The 13,948-nt window shown below is 47.4% G+C and carries 11 protein-coding genes; 7 read left to right on the top strand and 4 right to left on the bottom strand.

Annotated elements, in window-relative coordinates; translation table 11 throughout:
- Positions 1 to 34: 34 nt before the first annotated feature.
- Genes EST55_RS04030 through EST55_RS04020 form a run of 3 tightly spaced genes read right to left on the bottom strand, consistent with a single transcriptional unit; the run spans position 35 to position 5,643 of the window.
- Positions 35 to 3,232 (bottom strand): CusA/CzcA family heavy metal efflux RND transporter, encoded by a 3,198-nt coding sequence (locus EST55_RS04030; RefSeq protein WP_129496590.1) that lies wholly within the window; start codon positions 3,230 to 3,232, stop codon positions 35 to 37.
- A gap of 11 nt (positions 3,233 to 3,243) precedes the next feature.
- Complete coding sequence (locus EST55_RS04025) at positions 3,244 to 4,389, bottom strand: efflux RND transporter periplasmic adaptor subunit (protein WP_129496589.1); 1,146 nt, start codon at positions 4,387 to 4,389, stop codon at positions 3,244 to 3,246.
- Between the two features lie 3 nt (positions 4,390 to 4,392).
- A complete protein-coding gene (locus EST55_RS04020; protein ID WP_006956205.1) occupies positions 4,393 to 5,643 on the bottom strand; it encodes a TolC family protein in 1,251 nt (416 codons plus the stop codon).
- 211 nt (positions 5,644 to 5,854) lie between these two features.
- Here EST55_RS04020 and EST55_RS04015 point away from each other — a divergent pair, with 211 nt between their 5' ends.
- Positions 5,855 to 6,040, top strand: a complete 186-nt coding sequence (locus EST55_RS04015) for a hypothetical protein (RefSeq protein WP_006956204.1) — start codon at positions 5,855 to 5,857, stop codon at positions 6,038 to 6,040.
- Positions 6,041 to 6,226: 186 nt separating this feature from the next.
- On the opposite strand, the gene cadR is transcribed toward EST55_RS04015, so the two are convergent.
- A complete protein-coding gene (cadR, locus tag EST55_RS04010; RefSeq protein WP_074668950.1) occupies positions 6,227 to 6,646 on the bottom strand; it encodes a Cd(II)/Pb(II)-responsive transcriptional regulator in 420 nt (139 codons plus the stop codon).
- 94 nt (positions 6,647 to 6,740) lie between these two features.
- On the opposite strand from cadR, the gene EST55_RS04005 reads away from it, so the two are divergent.
- The 6 genes from EST55_RS04005 (at position 6,741) to EST55_RS03980 (ending at position 13,848) form a co-directional block, all read left to right on the top strand.
- Positions 6,741 to 7,619, top strand: a complete 879-nt coding sequence (locus EST55_RS04005) for a cation transporter (protein WP_034818152.1) — start codon at positions 6,741 to 6,743, stop codon at positions 7,617 to 7,619.
- Positions 7,620 to 8,123: a signal peptidase II gene (lspA, locus tag EST55_RS04000; protein ID WP_034818150.1), complete on the top strand. Its 504-nt coding sequence runs from the start codon at positions 7,620 to 7,622 to the stop codon at positions 8,121 to 8,123.
- Between the two features lie 75 nt (positions 8,124 to 8,198).
- Positions 8,199 to 8,522 (top strand): hypothetical protein, encoded by a 324-nt coding sequence (locus tag EST55_RS03995; protein WP_034818148.1) that lies wholly within the window; start codon positions 8,199 to 8,201, stop codon positions 8,520 to 8,522.
- Between the two features lie 47 nt (positions 8,523 to 8,569).
- Positions 8,570 to 9,817, top strand: a complete 1,248-nt coding sequence (locus tag EST55_RS03990; RefSeq protein ID WP_011234871.1) for a TolC family protein — start codon at positions 8,570 to 8,572, stop codon at positions 9,815 to 9,817.
- Positions 9,814 to 10,716, top strand: a complete 903-nt coding sequence (locus tag EST55_RS03985; RefSeq protein WP_100690626.1) for an efflux RND transporter periplasmic adaptor subunit — start codon at positions 9,814 to 9,816, stop codon at positions 10,714 to 10,716. The genes EST55_RS03990 and EST55_RS03985 overlap by 4 nt, the downstream gene beginning before the upstream one ends.
- A 12-nt stretch (positions 10,717 to 10,728) precedes the next feature.
- The gene (locus EST55_RS03980) at positions 10,729 to 13,848 is read left to right on the top strand and encodes a CusA/CzcA family heavy metal efflux RND transporter (protein WP_129496588.1); all 3,120 of its coding nucleotides are present in this window, start codon (positions 10,729 to 10,731) and stop codon (positions 13,846 to 13,848) included.
- The last annotated feature ends 100 nt before the right edge of the window (positions 13,849 to 13,948 follow it).

Raw genomic sequence — 13,948 nt, 5'->3', positions numbered from 1 at the left:
GGGCGGCAATAACCGCCCCCTTAAGTGCTGAACCCTAACGGCTCAGATCCTTAATTTTTTGTTTCGAAAACCAAGGATAGAGCACGGGTAAGATAACCAGTGTTAGCAATGTCGCAGACACCAAACCGCCAACAATGACGGTGGCCAATGGACGCTGAATTTCAGCGCCTGCGCCGGTTGCAAACAGCATGGGAATGAGTCCTAACGCTGAGGTTATTGCCGTCATTAATACCGGGCGTAGTCGCGACCATGCGCCATCAAACACGGCATCATTAACTGCATGCCCATCGGTTATTCTCTGGTTTATACTTTCGACCAGAACCACACCGTTTAGTACCGCCACACCAAACAGTGTGATGAAACCCACGGCGCTGGGCACCGATAAGTACTGTCCTGACACATAGAGTGCCACAATACCACCGATGACTGCCAACGGTACATTCACCAAAATCAACATGGCTTGACCCATGGTGCCGAAAGCAAAATAAAGCAGCAGGGCGATGAGTGCCAGCGATATGGGAACGACAATGGACAAGCGCTCCTGTGCTCGTTGTTGACTTTCGAACTGGCCACCAATGTCGACTGAGTAACCGGTTGGTAAATCCACCTTCTCGTCAATCGCCTTCCTAATATCGGCAACCACGCTGCCCATGTCACGACCCTGAACGTTCGATTGAATTACAACGCGACGCTGTACATCATCACGACGGATTTGCGGTGGTCCTGATTCAATTGCAACGTTGGCGACTTCGCCTAAGGTTACCCAGGCCCCCGAGGGAGTTAACAAGCGTAACGAGCGAATAGACTCCGGCGTATCGCGGAATTGCTTGGCCAACCGCACGTAAATATCATAGCGCTCATTACCGCGAATGATCTGGCCTGCCGAAGCGCCACCCAAGCCATTGTCGACAACGCTAAGTACATCGGAGACATTTAAGCCGTAGCGTGAGAGTTGTTGGCGTTTCGGCGAAACCACCAGTTGTGCTTCACCTTTTATTTGCTCCATCGCTACTGCAACGGCCCCGTCAACCTGCTTGACGGCACTTTCTATTTCCTGGCCTTTACGGGCCAACACGTCAAGCTCGGGTCCAAATAGTTTGATGGCTAGCTGCGATTTTACACCTGAGAGCAGTTCATCAACCCGTGTTGCAATAGGTTGTGAAAAATTAAACAACAAGCCTGGGTGATCATCTAGTTTTGCCTCCATTTTTTCTTGTAAGGCGTAGCGATCCGATGCTGTTGTCCATTCAGACTGCGGCTTAAGACCCACATATATCTCGATGTTGCTGATAGGCTCTGGATCGCCGCCCACTTCGGCTCGTCCAATGCGGCTGAGTGCGTAGGTGGTTTCCGGGAACGACATCAGGATTTTTTCAAGCTTCGGAGCCACCTCTAAGGCCGTTTCAAGGTTAGAGGAGGGGGCTAATGTCACGCGAATATTAATCGTGCCTTCTTCTAGCTCAGGCGCAAACTCGGTGCCGAGACGAGGCACTAACACCAAAGCGCCGACAAACAGCACACCGGCCAGGGTAATAACAGCCTTTTTACTGCGTAACGCCACCGATAATAGTCTTTTATAACCATTATCTAGTGGTTTAAGCAGTTTATTTTCACGAGGCTTAATACCCCGACTGAAAAAGTAACTGGCTAATGCCGGTACAACCATGATGGCCACAAAAACCGCGGAGATAATGGCCAACATAATACTGATAGCCATGGGCTCAAATAATTTAGCTTCAACACCCTGAAAACTAAACAGTGGCATAAAGACCACCAAGATAATCATGGCGGCAAAGAATACCGGTCGTGCCACTTCGTTAGCCGCTTCCTTAACTCGCAGCTTGATACCATGACTATCGAGTTTGGCTGCCTGAGGATCCGGGTCGCGGTGCTCTGTGCGTTGCTCGGCGTCGTCTTGGTGTTCACTATCCGGACGACTTAAGTGCTTAAAGATATTTTCAACCATCACCACGGAGCCGTCGACCAGCATACCAATGGCAACAGCAATCCCGCCCAGCGACATCAGGTTAGCCGACATGCCCATCGCGGACATTACCATCAGGGCAATGGCGATAGAAACGGGAATGGACAGTAACACTAAAAAAGTAGCGCGTATGTTGAGCAAAAACAGTGCTAATACTGCGATAATAAACACAAAGGCAATGAGCAGTGAATACGCGACCGTAGATACGGCTTTTTGTATTAAATCGGCCTGATCATAATACGGCTCAAAGGTGACACCCTCGGGTAATGCTTGCTGAATAAGCGGAATGCGCTTTTTAATACCGTCGATGGTGGCTTTGGTATTCGAGCCCATGCGTTTGAGCACAATACCCGACACCACTTCGCCCAACTGGTTGACCTCGCCGTCGACTTTACGCGACATTGAGACCGCCCCCTGGCGAATTTCACTGCCGATTTCGACGTCGGCAACCTGTCCCAGTGTTACGGAAACGCCGTCAACGGTTTTGAGCGGTATTTGTCGTATTTGTTGCAGGCCTTTTTTACCGCTTTCCAGCCAGCCGGTGCCGCGAATAACCAACTGCTCCTGACCGCGGGGCATATACCAACCACCAACGTTACCGTTATTCTTGTTGACCGCGCTCATCACATCTTGCTGGGTAAGGTCGTAAGACAGCAGCTTGGCGGGATTGAGGTTAACCTGATATTGCTTAACTTCACCGCCAAAGGACAAGACTTCGGTAATTCCCTCAACGGGCATCAGTAGCAGTTTAACCACATAGTCGTTAAGACTGCGTAGCTCCATGCTACTGACACCAGAGCCCGGCTCGGCAAGTAGCAGATACTGATAAACCTGGCCGAGACCGGAAGAGTTAGGGCCCATTTCGGGCGTGCCGACTCCCTCTGGAATCAACTCCTTTGCCGCTTGCAGCCGCTCGAATACCAGTTGCCGGGCAAAGTAGATATCGACACTCTCGTCAAATACCACGGTAATGCCCGATAAACCTGTTTTTGAGATTGACCGAACTTCTTTGACGTCGGGCAGGGCATACATCACCGACTCTATCGGATAGGTAATAAGCTGCTCGACTTCGGTCGCTGCTAATCCTGGTGCTTCCGTATTTACCGTTACCTGAACGTTGGTAACATCGGGAAAGGCATCCAGATTAAGTTTGGGAATAATAAAAAATGACGCAATGCTGATGCTGAATAAAGCCAATACCAATAACAGGCGATTGGCGACAGCAAACTGAATAATGCGCTGAAACATACAACCTCCTGTTAGTGGTTATGTGGGTCAAAACCGCCTTTAGCGATTTGTGAGCGAACGAAAAACGCGCCGTTGTCTACGTATTTTGTGCCTTCCTTAACGCCTCGAATAACTTTCCACGGACCCTTTTCATCAACCAATTCGACTTTCTTCGGTTCAAACTTTCCGGGTTCGTGCTCAATGAATATCTGCCAGTCACCATCAGGGGCCCGCATTAAGGCTGAGTCCTTAACTGCAAGCACCGGTCCATCCGACTTGACTGAGAAATAAACATCCGCAAATAAACCAGGGTGTAATTGGTCCTTTTCGTTATTTACCGCAAGTCGTACCGTTCGGGTGCGGGTTTTATGGTCTATTGTGTGGCCTTCCTGAATGACTTTTGCCGCAAAGCGCTGATTGTCGACACTCACTGTAACAGGATCACCAAACTGCACACTAAGGTCAGCTGAGCCTGGTAGACGAGCATTAACCCACAAGGTTTCTTCTTGCAGCAGTTCAACCAAGTGATTACCGGCATTAACTTGCTGGCCTTGCTTGAAGTTATCGCTAACCACAATCCCGCCAATTTCTGAGGTCAGTTGGTATTCGCCGATAGGGTAGTTAGCTTTACTTAAACGCTTAATGTCGCTGGCTGACATACCAAATGCTTTGAGTTGCGCTTGCGCTGAGGTAAAGGCGTTTTTCGCTTCGACAAAGCGTTTTTCACCCACCGTTGACTCACCGAGTGACTGCACGCGTTGCCATTCGTTAAGTGTGACCAAATACTGACTTTGCGCCTCCGCCATGGTGGCGCTGAAGAGGGTTGCCAGTGGCTCACCTTTTTCGACGTGATCGCCAATACTGACAAAACGTTTGAGAACGGTCGAATCGATGCGCGGACTCACGATATAGCTATTAAAGTCGTTAGCAACCACCTCGCCCGGGGCATAAACCGGATATTCAATGACTTGAGTTTGCAAGGTTCGCGTGGTGATATCTGCCATGGATAGCTGCTTGCTGGATAGCTCCACGCCTGAGCTTTCCTTATGTTCACCTTGCTCGTGTTTGCCTTCTTCCTTGTGGGTATCTTCTTTTTCGTCGTGTCCGTGTTCATCCTGCGCCATAACCGAAAAGCTCAGCGCAAGTGCTATTGCTGCGTATAAAGGTTTTACTGACATCGTTTACTCTCCAATCTCTGCGTTTGTTGGCTGGCTTAACGGCGATAACGTCAGTGCTTTACTGAGTTCGCCCGAACGGTACAACCATTCAATGGCGGCCAACCGATATTGTGTTTGCAGCGCTATCCCTGCAAATTGGCTATCGAGCTGCTGTTGCACAGCGGTGAGGTAGTCTGTGGTGGATAGGTCACCGGCGAGCCAGGACTGCTCAATCACCTGCATCGACTCATCCTGCCGAGATTGAAAGTCTCTTTGCCAGCTTTGCCACTGTTTTTTCACAAAACGATAATTGTTAAGAGACGATTTCAGTGCTGCTTGCCATTGTTGCCTTAGTGCAATCAAACGTTTTTCTTCAGCAACAGCTTCGCTATTGGCTGCGCGCACCGCATCGCTGTAGTTATTGCGAACCTGTAGTGGAATGCTGAATGATAAGCCAATTACTGTTTCGTTATCGCTCTCGCCCGCTTCGACGCCTACGGTTGGGTTGGCGGTGGTTAACGAGCGTTTCCAGTCGACATCGGCGCGCTTTAATTGCCATTGCAGGTAAGCGGCTTTTAACGCTGGATGTTGTTGCCAACGAGCCGTTAACGCAGGTTCAACGTTAAATAGCTCCTCATTAATGGAGAGTTGACCGACATCAGACGTTGTTAGCAGAGCGTTTAACTCTGCTTCAGCGGATTGCAGTTGTTGATAAGCCGCTGCCGTTTGTTGCAGTTGCCGACTTAGCGCGAGTACCGTCAGTTGTTCGTCGACGGCACCTAAGTCACCGGCTTTACGTCGTTCGGCAACCAGGCTTATCGCCTGTTTAACGATTTTCTCTTGCTGCTCAGCCAGTGCGTAACGCTGTTTTGCGTCCAGCCATTGCACATAGGCATTCAACAAAGTTTTAGCATGCGATGTCGCCGACTGGCGATAAATACTCACTGCCATAGCCGTCATGGCGTCACTCTGACTGGCCCTTGCTTCATTGCGAGTGCTCCAGTCCAGCGTCTGGCTTAGACCAACAGCGTAATTATTGATGTCACCCTCGCGCTCTAAGCGTGACGATAAGCTAGGGTTGTACAAAGGCTGATTTAATTGTTTGCCCTGTTGGATCAGCGCTTCAGCCTGCTGTTGAGCGGCTTCAACACTGGGGTGTTGCTGCACAGTTTTTTGCCATTGCTCGGGCAACTGTTGTGCATTGGCGTAGCTTGAACTTATTGCCAGACTTACGGCAACAAACAAGCGTTTGCTATGTGTCGAAAACGGACCCATAGATAGACTCCTCAGTCATATTACTGCGTAAAATAATGATTTAGTTGCGCTGCTAAAGCAGCGTATTAGGCAGCTATGAGGAGATGGGAGGCCGGAACAGCGGCGATGATAGTGGGTTAGTGTAAAACTCAGTATACCCAAGACGTATTGTGCCCATTCGTGGTAACGCGAGAGTTTTTTCAGCCTTCATGGCATATAAATGAAATGAACCATGGCAGTGACAGCAATGATGGTAGTCAAAGCTGATTTCGCCACTTTTAGGGAGATTGCGCTTATCGATGTGGGATTCGTCATGCTCAAAATTGAGGTGTTGCTCAGAAGAGGATTGGTGAGATTGATGCACATCAGCAACCGCCTGACTGATTTGAGTCAGAACAGCAACAAGCACCAGTATTAAAAATCCGAGTCTAAGCATCATTACCTACAGTTCTAAATAAGCAGCTTAATGGTACATTAATTAAAAATAGTTCTCAACTAGTGCATTCTGAATCGCCACTAGTTCACTAGACACTCAGTAGCCTAACGAAGCTCCGCTGGACAACCTTAAAAAATTGTGTAAGTACGTTGTGTAACCTCCGGAAATTTAGACGTCTCGGTTACAACTAACAGATTCTATTTCATCAATTTTATTAAGAATTGTACACGCAATAACTTTGCTTTGGCCAGTACAACTTGTTCTAATTGAAGTGAGTTGCTTCTCAAGATCTTGCAAAGAAGTAATTTGAGAGCGTATGTGCATTATGTGTTCATCAATCAGGGTATTAACGGCTGAGCAAGGTTGATGTGGATTGTCTTGATAATCTTGTAATCTGCGGGTTTCAGATAATGAAAGGCCTATAGCTCTGCAGCTACATACAAACTTAAGTCTTTTGTAATGTTTTTCAGTGTATACTCGATATCCGTTATAACTACGAGCTGGTAAAGGTAACAAACCCTTTTTTTCATAGAACCTTATTGTCTGGGTTTGAATTCCTAATAAGTCTGCTAGTTGACCAATACGCATAAGAAAATTTCCTATCTAGTTAAGTAATTTCTTGACCTTATAGTAACTTTATAGTTTTTAATTGTGAAACTATATATTTAAGGTAAGTAATACGATGGCTAGTTCCTTTGATACGGTTCGAACAAATGGCGACTCAAAAAATGCCTACGAAGAGTCAGGTAAACGGCTCATCGTTTACTCTGTAGCAAAAATGGATTGCCCATCAGAAGAACGAATGATTCGCTTGGCACTGAATGGGTTTGAGGAAATTCATTCATTATCCTTCGACTTGTCAAACCGTCGGCTGAAGGTATTACATGATGGTGAGACAGCCTTTATTACTTCTAAATTAGAGACTCTAGGTTTGGGGGCCTCGCTTGAAAGAGACACTGCTGCGGACTCCGAGGCAATCAAAGCTGAGGAGTTTTCGGCAAGTTCGGATAAGCAGGAGTCCCGCACCTTGTGTTGGTTGCTCACCATCAATACTCTTCTGTTCTTGGTGGAAATGACTGCCGGACTGCTTTGGCAGTCTGCTGGTTTGATTGGGGAATCTTTAGATAATTTTGCCGATGCGGCAGTTTACGGGCTTTCTCTTTATGCCGTAGCGCGTAGTGTTAATATGCAAATACGTGCTGCGCACCTAGCTGGCGTACTACAACTGGTTTTGGCTCTGGGTGTACTTGCAGAAGTTGTGAGACGCTTCGTATTCGGGAGTGAACCTGAGTCACTTGCGATGATGGGGATTGCATTTGTCGCGTTGATTGGCAATACCATCTGTCTTCTACTTATCTCCAAACATAGAGGAGGTGGTGCGCATATGAAAGCAAGTTGGATTTTTTCAGCTAATGATGTAGTGATTAACCTTGGCGTAATCATCGCTGGCATCCTCGTTGCGTTGACCGGGTCGAATTACCCAGATCTTATTATAGGTAGCATAGCAGGTTTAATCGTGCTTAACGGGTCAAGACGCATTTTTGCACTGAAGGGGAACTGAATGTCCTGCGTTGATAAAGGATTTTCGCCCTATATTTCTCTGTTAATTTCTGGTTTAACTGTAGTCCTTGACCAAGTGATCAAGTGGCAGACGCAGCAATCAATAGCTTACGGTGATTCGATTTCATTGACCCCTTTTTTCAATTGGGTACACACTTGGAACACTGGTGCGGCATTTGGCCTGCTTTCAAATGGTGGAGGTTGGCAGCGCTATTTTTTTATTGGGGTTGCTCTGCTAATGTCTGTGGCTTTAACGAGGTTGATCTTTAATAAAGTAAGTAAACGGGATGGCATTAGCTACGGGCTGATTCTTGGGGGGGCGGTTGGGAACCTCATTGACCGACTGTTTCGTGGCTATGTTGTCGACTCCCTTCATCTAGGTTGGCAAACGTGGCAATTGCCAGTTTTTAATATTGCCGATATTGCAATTACCCTAGGAGTTATCCTATTACTGTTAAGCAACTTGCAGGTCTCAATGATACCGAATCTACCGGGTTCTAAGTAAATAGTAAGTATAATAATTAATATGGCCGAGCTTATTTTGGATGGATTAGGAATTTATATTGAGTAGGGTAATTGAATGAAAATATCTTGGTTTTTAATACTGACTGTGCTCATTCATAGCTCTTTTGCCTGTGCTCCTGTGGCTGGTACTTTCAGTCAGTCTTCAATAAAGAGTGCAGGAGTTGCGTATGACTTAGTCTTAGAAATTGAGCGTGAAAATCAAGACTTAAATAAATCAATATATGATAGTAAACAACAAACACAACCTCATATTAGTTGCATTACTGGTTATAACCTCTTAATTTCAGCCGTGCCTGTTATTTTGGCACCCAACTCAAACTCGATAGGTTTTGACCAAAGCCTGACTCACCAACCCCCTGTACCTCCACCAAACGCGTAACCGTTAACTTAGACTTTTTAAAACCTATAAGTTAATGGAGAAGCAACATGAAGTATTTATACTTCGTGGCAGCCTTTTGCTTAGGTGCGCTAGTGCCTGTGGCGACGGCTGCGACGACAGATTTAAAGCTGAAAGAAGCGTTACAAAAAACGATCAAGAATAACCCTGAGTTACTGGAGTATGATTATAAAATACGAGCTGCAGGAGCACTGATAGAGCAGGCTGAGTTTTCAGCGAACCCAAGGGTATCTGCGGAAATAGAAAACTTTGCCGGCTCAGGACGGCTAGAAGGTATCAGTAACTCACAATTGACCGTATCCTTTTCTCAGCTCATAGAGTTAGGGGACAAACGGCAGTTACGAGTTAAAGCTGCAACCGAAAAAGAGAAAGCTCAGCGAGCAGAGTTTGAGTATCGTCAAATTGAGGTTTTGGCAGAAACCACACAGCGTTTCTATGACATTTTAAAACTTCAGCAAGTCGCGCATACCAGCGAGCGTCAAATTCAGCGAACTGAGCGACTGATAAAAGTGGCACAGGAGCGTGTAGAAGCTGGCGCGGTGCCTAAATCCGAGGTTATTCGCATTAAATTACAGTTAGAGCGCCAATACGCTTTCTCTGACGAGTTGAACGGTAAACTGAAAAAGCAACAAGCTGAACTGGCTTCAATGTGGGCAGGCGAGCTCAATTTTACGCGCGTCTCTGGAGACTTTACTTTTCCGCTAAGCCTCCCGGAAAAAGCCAACGTGTTATCGGCTGTTAATCGGGCGCCGGAGTATTTGCGTTTACTGGACTCTGAGCAACTTCTACAAGCGCAAGCCAGAGCGTTAGCAGCGGACTCAAAGTCGGATATTACCGTTGGTGTCGGGGCTCGCTACAATAATGAGTTCGATGATGTAGGTTTAATCGTCCAGGCATCGATGCCATTGCAGTTCACTGACCCTAACGTCGGTCGCATAAAACAAAGCCGATTACTGCATCAGTCTATCCTGGCGCAGCAAAAACAGGTTCGGCAGCAACTAAAATCACTGGCTTTATCGCTAGTGCACAGTTTGCAAACTCACCAAAGTTATCTGCAAAAGATAAACCAGCGACTGATGCCGCTATCTGAACAGTTACTCGCACAAACTCAACAGGGTTACGCACGCGGAACGCACTCTTTGTTGCAAGTGTTAGACGCGCAAACAGAGTTAGCAAAACTCGAGTATGAAAAAATCTCCCGTCAACATGCGATTTACAGCGACATCATCGAATTAGAGCGCATGACCGGACAGCCGTTTTTAGGAGTACAACAATGAAACTCAACACATTGATTACAATTATCTGCATTGCCAGTTTTTCACTGCCCGTATTGGCTTATGAGAAAAAACACGAAGAGCATGAAGCACCCCATACCAATTTAAGTGATGCAGCAATAGAAAACGCGAAATTAACGTTGGCAACAGCGAGCGCTCAAAGCATTCGAGTAAAGCAAACAATTTTCGGTGTAATAGCCCCCAATAATAACAATATTGTGCATATCGGAGCGAAGTACAAAGGTATTGTTACGTCACTAAAGGCCAATATCGGCGATGACATAAAAGCCGGGCAAACTCTGGCTGTTGTTGAGAATGTTACGACAGGCACGGCATTTGAAGTCATCAGCCCAATTAGCGGAGAGGTAACTGCACGTTTTACCAATGTTGGTGAAGTGGTTGAGCAAAAGCCATTATTTGAAGTCCTGGATCCATCATCGGTCTGGGTAGAGCTTTCAGCGTTCCCGGAGAACATTGAGTCGTTAGAAGAAGAGCAAACGACCTATGTGTACGACTTGCATCATCATAAAACCGTCGAAGGAACTGTGTCTTATATCTCGCCACAAATGACTGGCGGACATATTGCACGCGCACTTATCGAGTTGCCCAATCAGTCGGGGCATTGGCGACCGGGAATGCACGTAAAAGCGGATGTCGTTACAGACAGCTTTAACGCGAGCTTGGCGATAAACAATGATGCTGTTCAACGTTTAGAAGATAACCCCGTTGTTTTTATTAAAGAGGGTAATCGTTTCGAAGCCAGGGAAGTTGAGTTAGGCCGAACTGACGGTGAATACACCGAGGTGTTATCGGGTATTGAGAATGGCGAAAGTTATGTCGTTGAAAACAGCTACTTGATAAAGGCTGACATTCTAAAACAAGGCGCAGGCCACAGCCATTAGGGAGAGTAAACAATGATAGATGCACTCATTCGCTTTGCGGTTGATCGTCGATGGCTGGTGCTTGCCGCAACCTTGTTAGTAGCAGCTGCGGGCGTTTATAGCACATTAAAGCTACCCATCGATGCTGTGCCGGATATTACCAATGTTCAGGTACAGATAAATTCAGAAGCGCCAGGCTATTCGCCATTAGAAACCGAACAACGTATTTCTTATCCGGTGGAAACCGCGATGGCAGGTTTACCAAAGCTGGACTACACCCGCTCGATCTCACGCTATGGGTTGTCGCAAGTTACCGTGGTGTTTGAAGAGGGCACCGATATTTACTGGGCTAGACAGCAAATCAGTGAGCGATTGCAAAAGGTAAGGGGAGAAGTACCCGACGGTATCGAGCCGACGATGGGGCCAATAGCCTCCGGCCTTGGTGAAATTGTTAATTATGTAGTACGCGCGAAAGAGGGGGCTACCAATGCCGATGGCGAGGCGTATACGCCCGAGCAGTTGCGTACCATCCAGGATTGGATCATTAAGCCGCAACTGGTCAAGGTGCCCGGTGTTACCGAGATTAATAGTGTGGGGGGTTATGAAAAGCAATACCAGGTGGCTCCCATCCCCGGTCGTATGCTGGCCTATAAAGTGACCATGCAGGACCTTTTGGCAGCATTGGATCTTAACAATAGAAACGCTGGTGCCGGTTATATCGAGAAAAATGGTGAGCAATGGTTGGTGCGTTCGCCTGGACAGCTTAAGACACTTGACGATATTCGTGATGTGGTCGTGACAAAACGTGATGATGCACCGGTGCGCGTGAGTGACGTGGCTGAGGTCAAACTGGGAGAACAATTACGCACTGGCGCTTCAACCTCGGGCGAGAGCGAGGTGGTATTGGGCACGGCCATGATGCTTATCGGCGAAAACAGCCGTATTGTTGCACAGAATGTGGCCAATAAAATTGAGGAGGTGCAACGAAGCTTGCCAGACGGTGTCGTCATCGAAACGGTTTATAACCGCACATCCTTAGTGGATAAAACCATTGCAACGGTAGAGAAAAATCTGTTTGAAGGTGCCGTGCTGGTTATTGTCGTGCTTTTCATTCTACTCGGAAATGCCCGTGCAGCACTGATTACCGCCTGTGTCATTCCGTTAAGTATGCTGTTTGCGGTAAGCGGCATGGTCGCCAACAAGGTGTCTGGTAATTTAATGAGCCTGGGCGCAATTGATTTTGGTATTATCGTCGATGGTGCGGTCATTGTGGTTGAAAACGCTTTGCGACGGCTTGGAATTGCACAGCAACGCTTAGGCCGGGTACTTACCACTAAAGAGCGCTTAATTGAAGTAACCCATAGTACACGTGAGGTCTTCAACCCAACGGTTTTTGGTGTACTGATTATCATGCTGGTCTACCTGCCAATATTTGCGTTAAGTGGCGTGGAAGGCAAGATGTTCCATCCCATGGCGTTTACGGTCGTAGCGGCGTTGTTAGGTGCGTTAATTTTCAGTGTTACCTTTGTACCCGCTGCTATTGCAATATTTGTCCGTGGCAATATTAAGCACAGCGAAAGCCGAATAATGCGAGCGGCCCGCAAAGTGTATCAGCCGGCTCTGCGGCAAACATTAAAGCTTCCAGTTGTCATTATTTTGCTTGGCTTTGGGTTATTTGCGGTATCACTGTTTCAGGCGAGTCGCATGGGAACTGAGTTTTTGCCACAGCTTGATGAAGGCGATATTGCCATGCAAGCCTTGCGCATTCCGGGGACTGGCTTGCAGCAGTCTATAGCAATGCAAAAAGATGTCGAGTCTGTGGTGTCACGCTTTGACGAAGTTAAACTGGTATTCTCAAAAATTGGTACCCCGGATGTTGCGACCGACCCTATGCCACCGAGCGTCGCTGATACCATTATTATTTTAAAGGAGCGTGAGAACTGGCTAAACCCAGAAAAAACCAAAGAGCAACTGGTTGCTGAAATACGAACTGCTGTGCAAGAGCTTCCCGGTAATAAGTACGAGTTCACTCAACCGATTGAAATGCGGTTTAACGAACTTATTGCAGGCGTTCGAGCTGACTTGGGGGTTCGTATTTATGGCGATGACTTGCAAACGCTTAAACGGTTAGGCGACTCAGCCGCCGCAGTCATTCGCACCGTTAATGGCGCTGCTGATGTTCGGGTTGAACAAATGACCGGTTTATCGACACTCTCAGTTATACCTAAGCGTGATCATTTAGCGTTATTAGGCCTAACAGTCGCTGATGTACAGCGAGCAGTTCAAGCTGCGGTTGGTGGAGTTCAGTCAGGGATTATTTACGAGGGGGATAAACGCTTCAAGCTAATGGTACGTCTCGACAAAGAATGGCGTAAGAGCATTGAACAGCTTAAATCACTGCCTATTGATCTGCCTGCCGGCAACCCTGAGCTGCGCTATGTGCCGTTGGGAGAGGTCGCCGAATTGAGTTTGGAAAGTGGACCGAACCAAATTAACCGAGAAAGCAGCAAACGCAATGTTATTGTGAGTGCGAATGTTGAAGATCGTGATTTGGGCTCTTTTGTGGCAGATGTTCAGGATGCGCTAACGACTGAGGTTGATTTGCCAGCAGGTTATTGGGTTAACTACGACGGTACCTTTGAACAGCTGCAATCAGCTTCCCAACGGTTGAGTTTGGTTGTGCCATTAGCGCTGCTATTAATTATTGGCCTGCTATACAGTGCGTTTAATTCGCTGAGCAGTGCACTCGTCATATTCACAGGCGTTCCCTTAGCGCTGACCGGCGGGATATTCGCATTAGCGCTGCGTGATATGCCGCTATCAATTTCCGCTGCAGTCGGCTTCATTGCACTGTCGGGCGTGGCGGTTTTGAACGGCGTGGTCATGCTGACATTCATACGGCAACTGCTGCGCGACGGACTGCCATTGAAAGATGCGGTGTTTGAAGGCGCGCAACAGCGGTTAAGACCTGTACTGATGACTGCTCTCGTAGCTAGCCTGGGCTTTGTCCCTATGGCATTTAATACCGGTGTGGGTGCCGAAGTGCAGCGGCCGTTAGCGACAGTGGTTATTGGCGGTATTGTATCGTCAACATTGCTGACGTTGGTGGTGCTTCCAGCGCTTTATTATTTAGTGCAGCGTTTTAAAGAATAGAGAGTTAGGTCATTGAGCGCAGTTAGAGCACGCTTTTATGAGCGAGCTTTAACTGCCTCAACTCACGCGAACGTCGCCTTGGCTTTGGAAGGCGGTAACG

It is taken from the genome of Idiomarina sp. 29L (assembly GCF_004123135.1).
Taxonomy (GTDB): domain Bacteria; phylum Pseudomonadota; class Gammaproteobacteria; order Enterobacterales; family Alteromonadaceae; genus Idiomarina.
This window is presented reverse-complemented; position numbering and strand designations above follow the sequence as displayed.

What these genes read in the sequence shown, in the direction of transcription:
- lspA (WP_034818150.1), top strand. Translation starts at nt 7,620, where the DNA reads ATGTCCTGCGTTGATAAAGGATTTTCGCCCTATATTTCTCTGTTAATT.
- EST55_RS03980 (WP_129496588.1), top strand. Translation starts at nt 10,729, where the DNA reads ATGATAGATGCACTCATTCGCTTTGCGGTTGATCGTCGATGGCTGGTG.
- EST55_RS04020 (WP_006956205.1), bottom strand. Translation starts at nt 5,643, where the DNA reads ATGGGTCCGTTTTCGACACATAGCAAACGCTTGTTTGTTGCCGTAAGT.
- EST55_RS03990 (WP_011234871.1), top strand. Translation starts at nt 8,570, where the DNA reads ATGAAGTATTTATACTTCGTGGCAGCCTTTTGCTTAGGTGCGCTAGTG.
- EST55_RS04015 (WP_006956204.1), top strand. Translation starts at nt 5,855, where the DNA reads ATGGCAGTGACAGCAATGATGGTAGTCAAAGCTGATTTCGCCACTTTT.
- cadR (WP_074668950.1), bottom strand. Translation starts at nt 6,646, where the DNA reads ATGCGTATTGGTCAACTAGCAGACTTATTAGGAATTCAAACCCAGACA.
- EST55_RS03985 (WP_100690626.1), top strand. Translation starts at nt 9,814, where the DNA reads ATGAAACTCAACACATTGATTACAATTATCTGCATTGCCAGTTTTTCA.
- EST55_RS04005 (WP_034818152.1), top strand. Translation starts at nt 6,741, where the DNA reads ATGGCTAGTTCCTTTGATACGGTTCGAACAAATGGCGACTCAAAAAAT.
- EST55_RS04025 (WP_129496589.1), bottom strand. Translation starts at nt 4,389, where the DNA reads ATGTCAGTAAAACCTTTATACGCAGCAATAGCACTTGCGCTGAGCTTT.
- EST55_RS03995 (WP_034818148.1), top strand. Translation starts at nt 8,199, where the DNA reads ATGAAAATATCTTGGTTTTTAATACTGACTGTGCTCATTCATAGCTCT.
- EST55_RS04030 (WP_129496590.1), bottom strand. Translation starts at nt 3,232, where the DNA reads ATGTTTCAGCGCATTATTCAGTTTGCTGTCGCCAATCGCCTGTTATTG.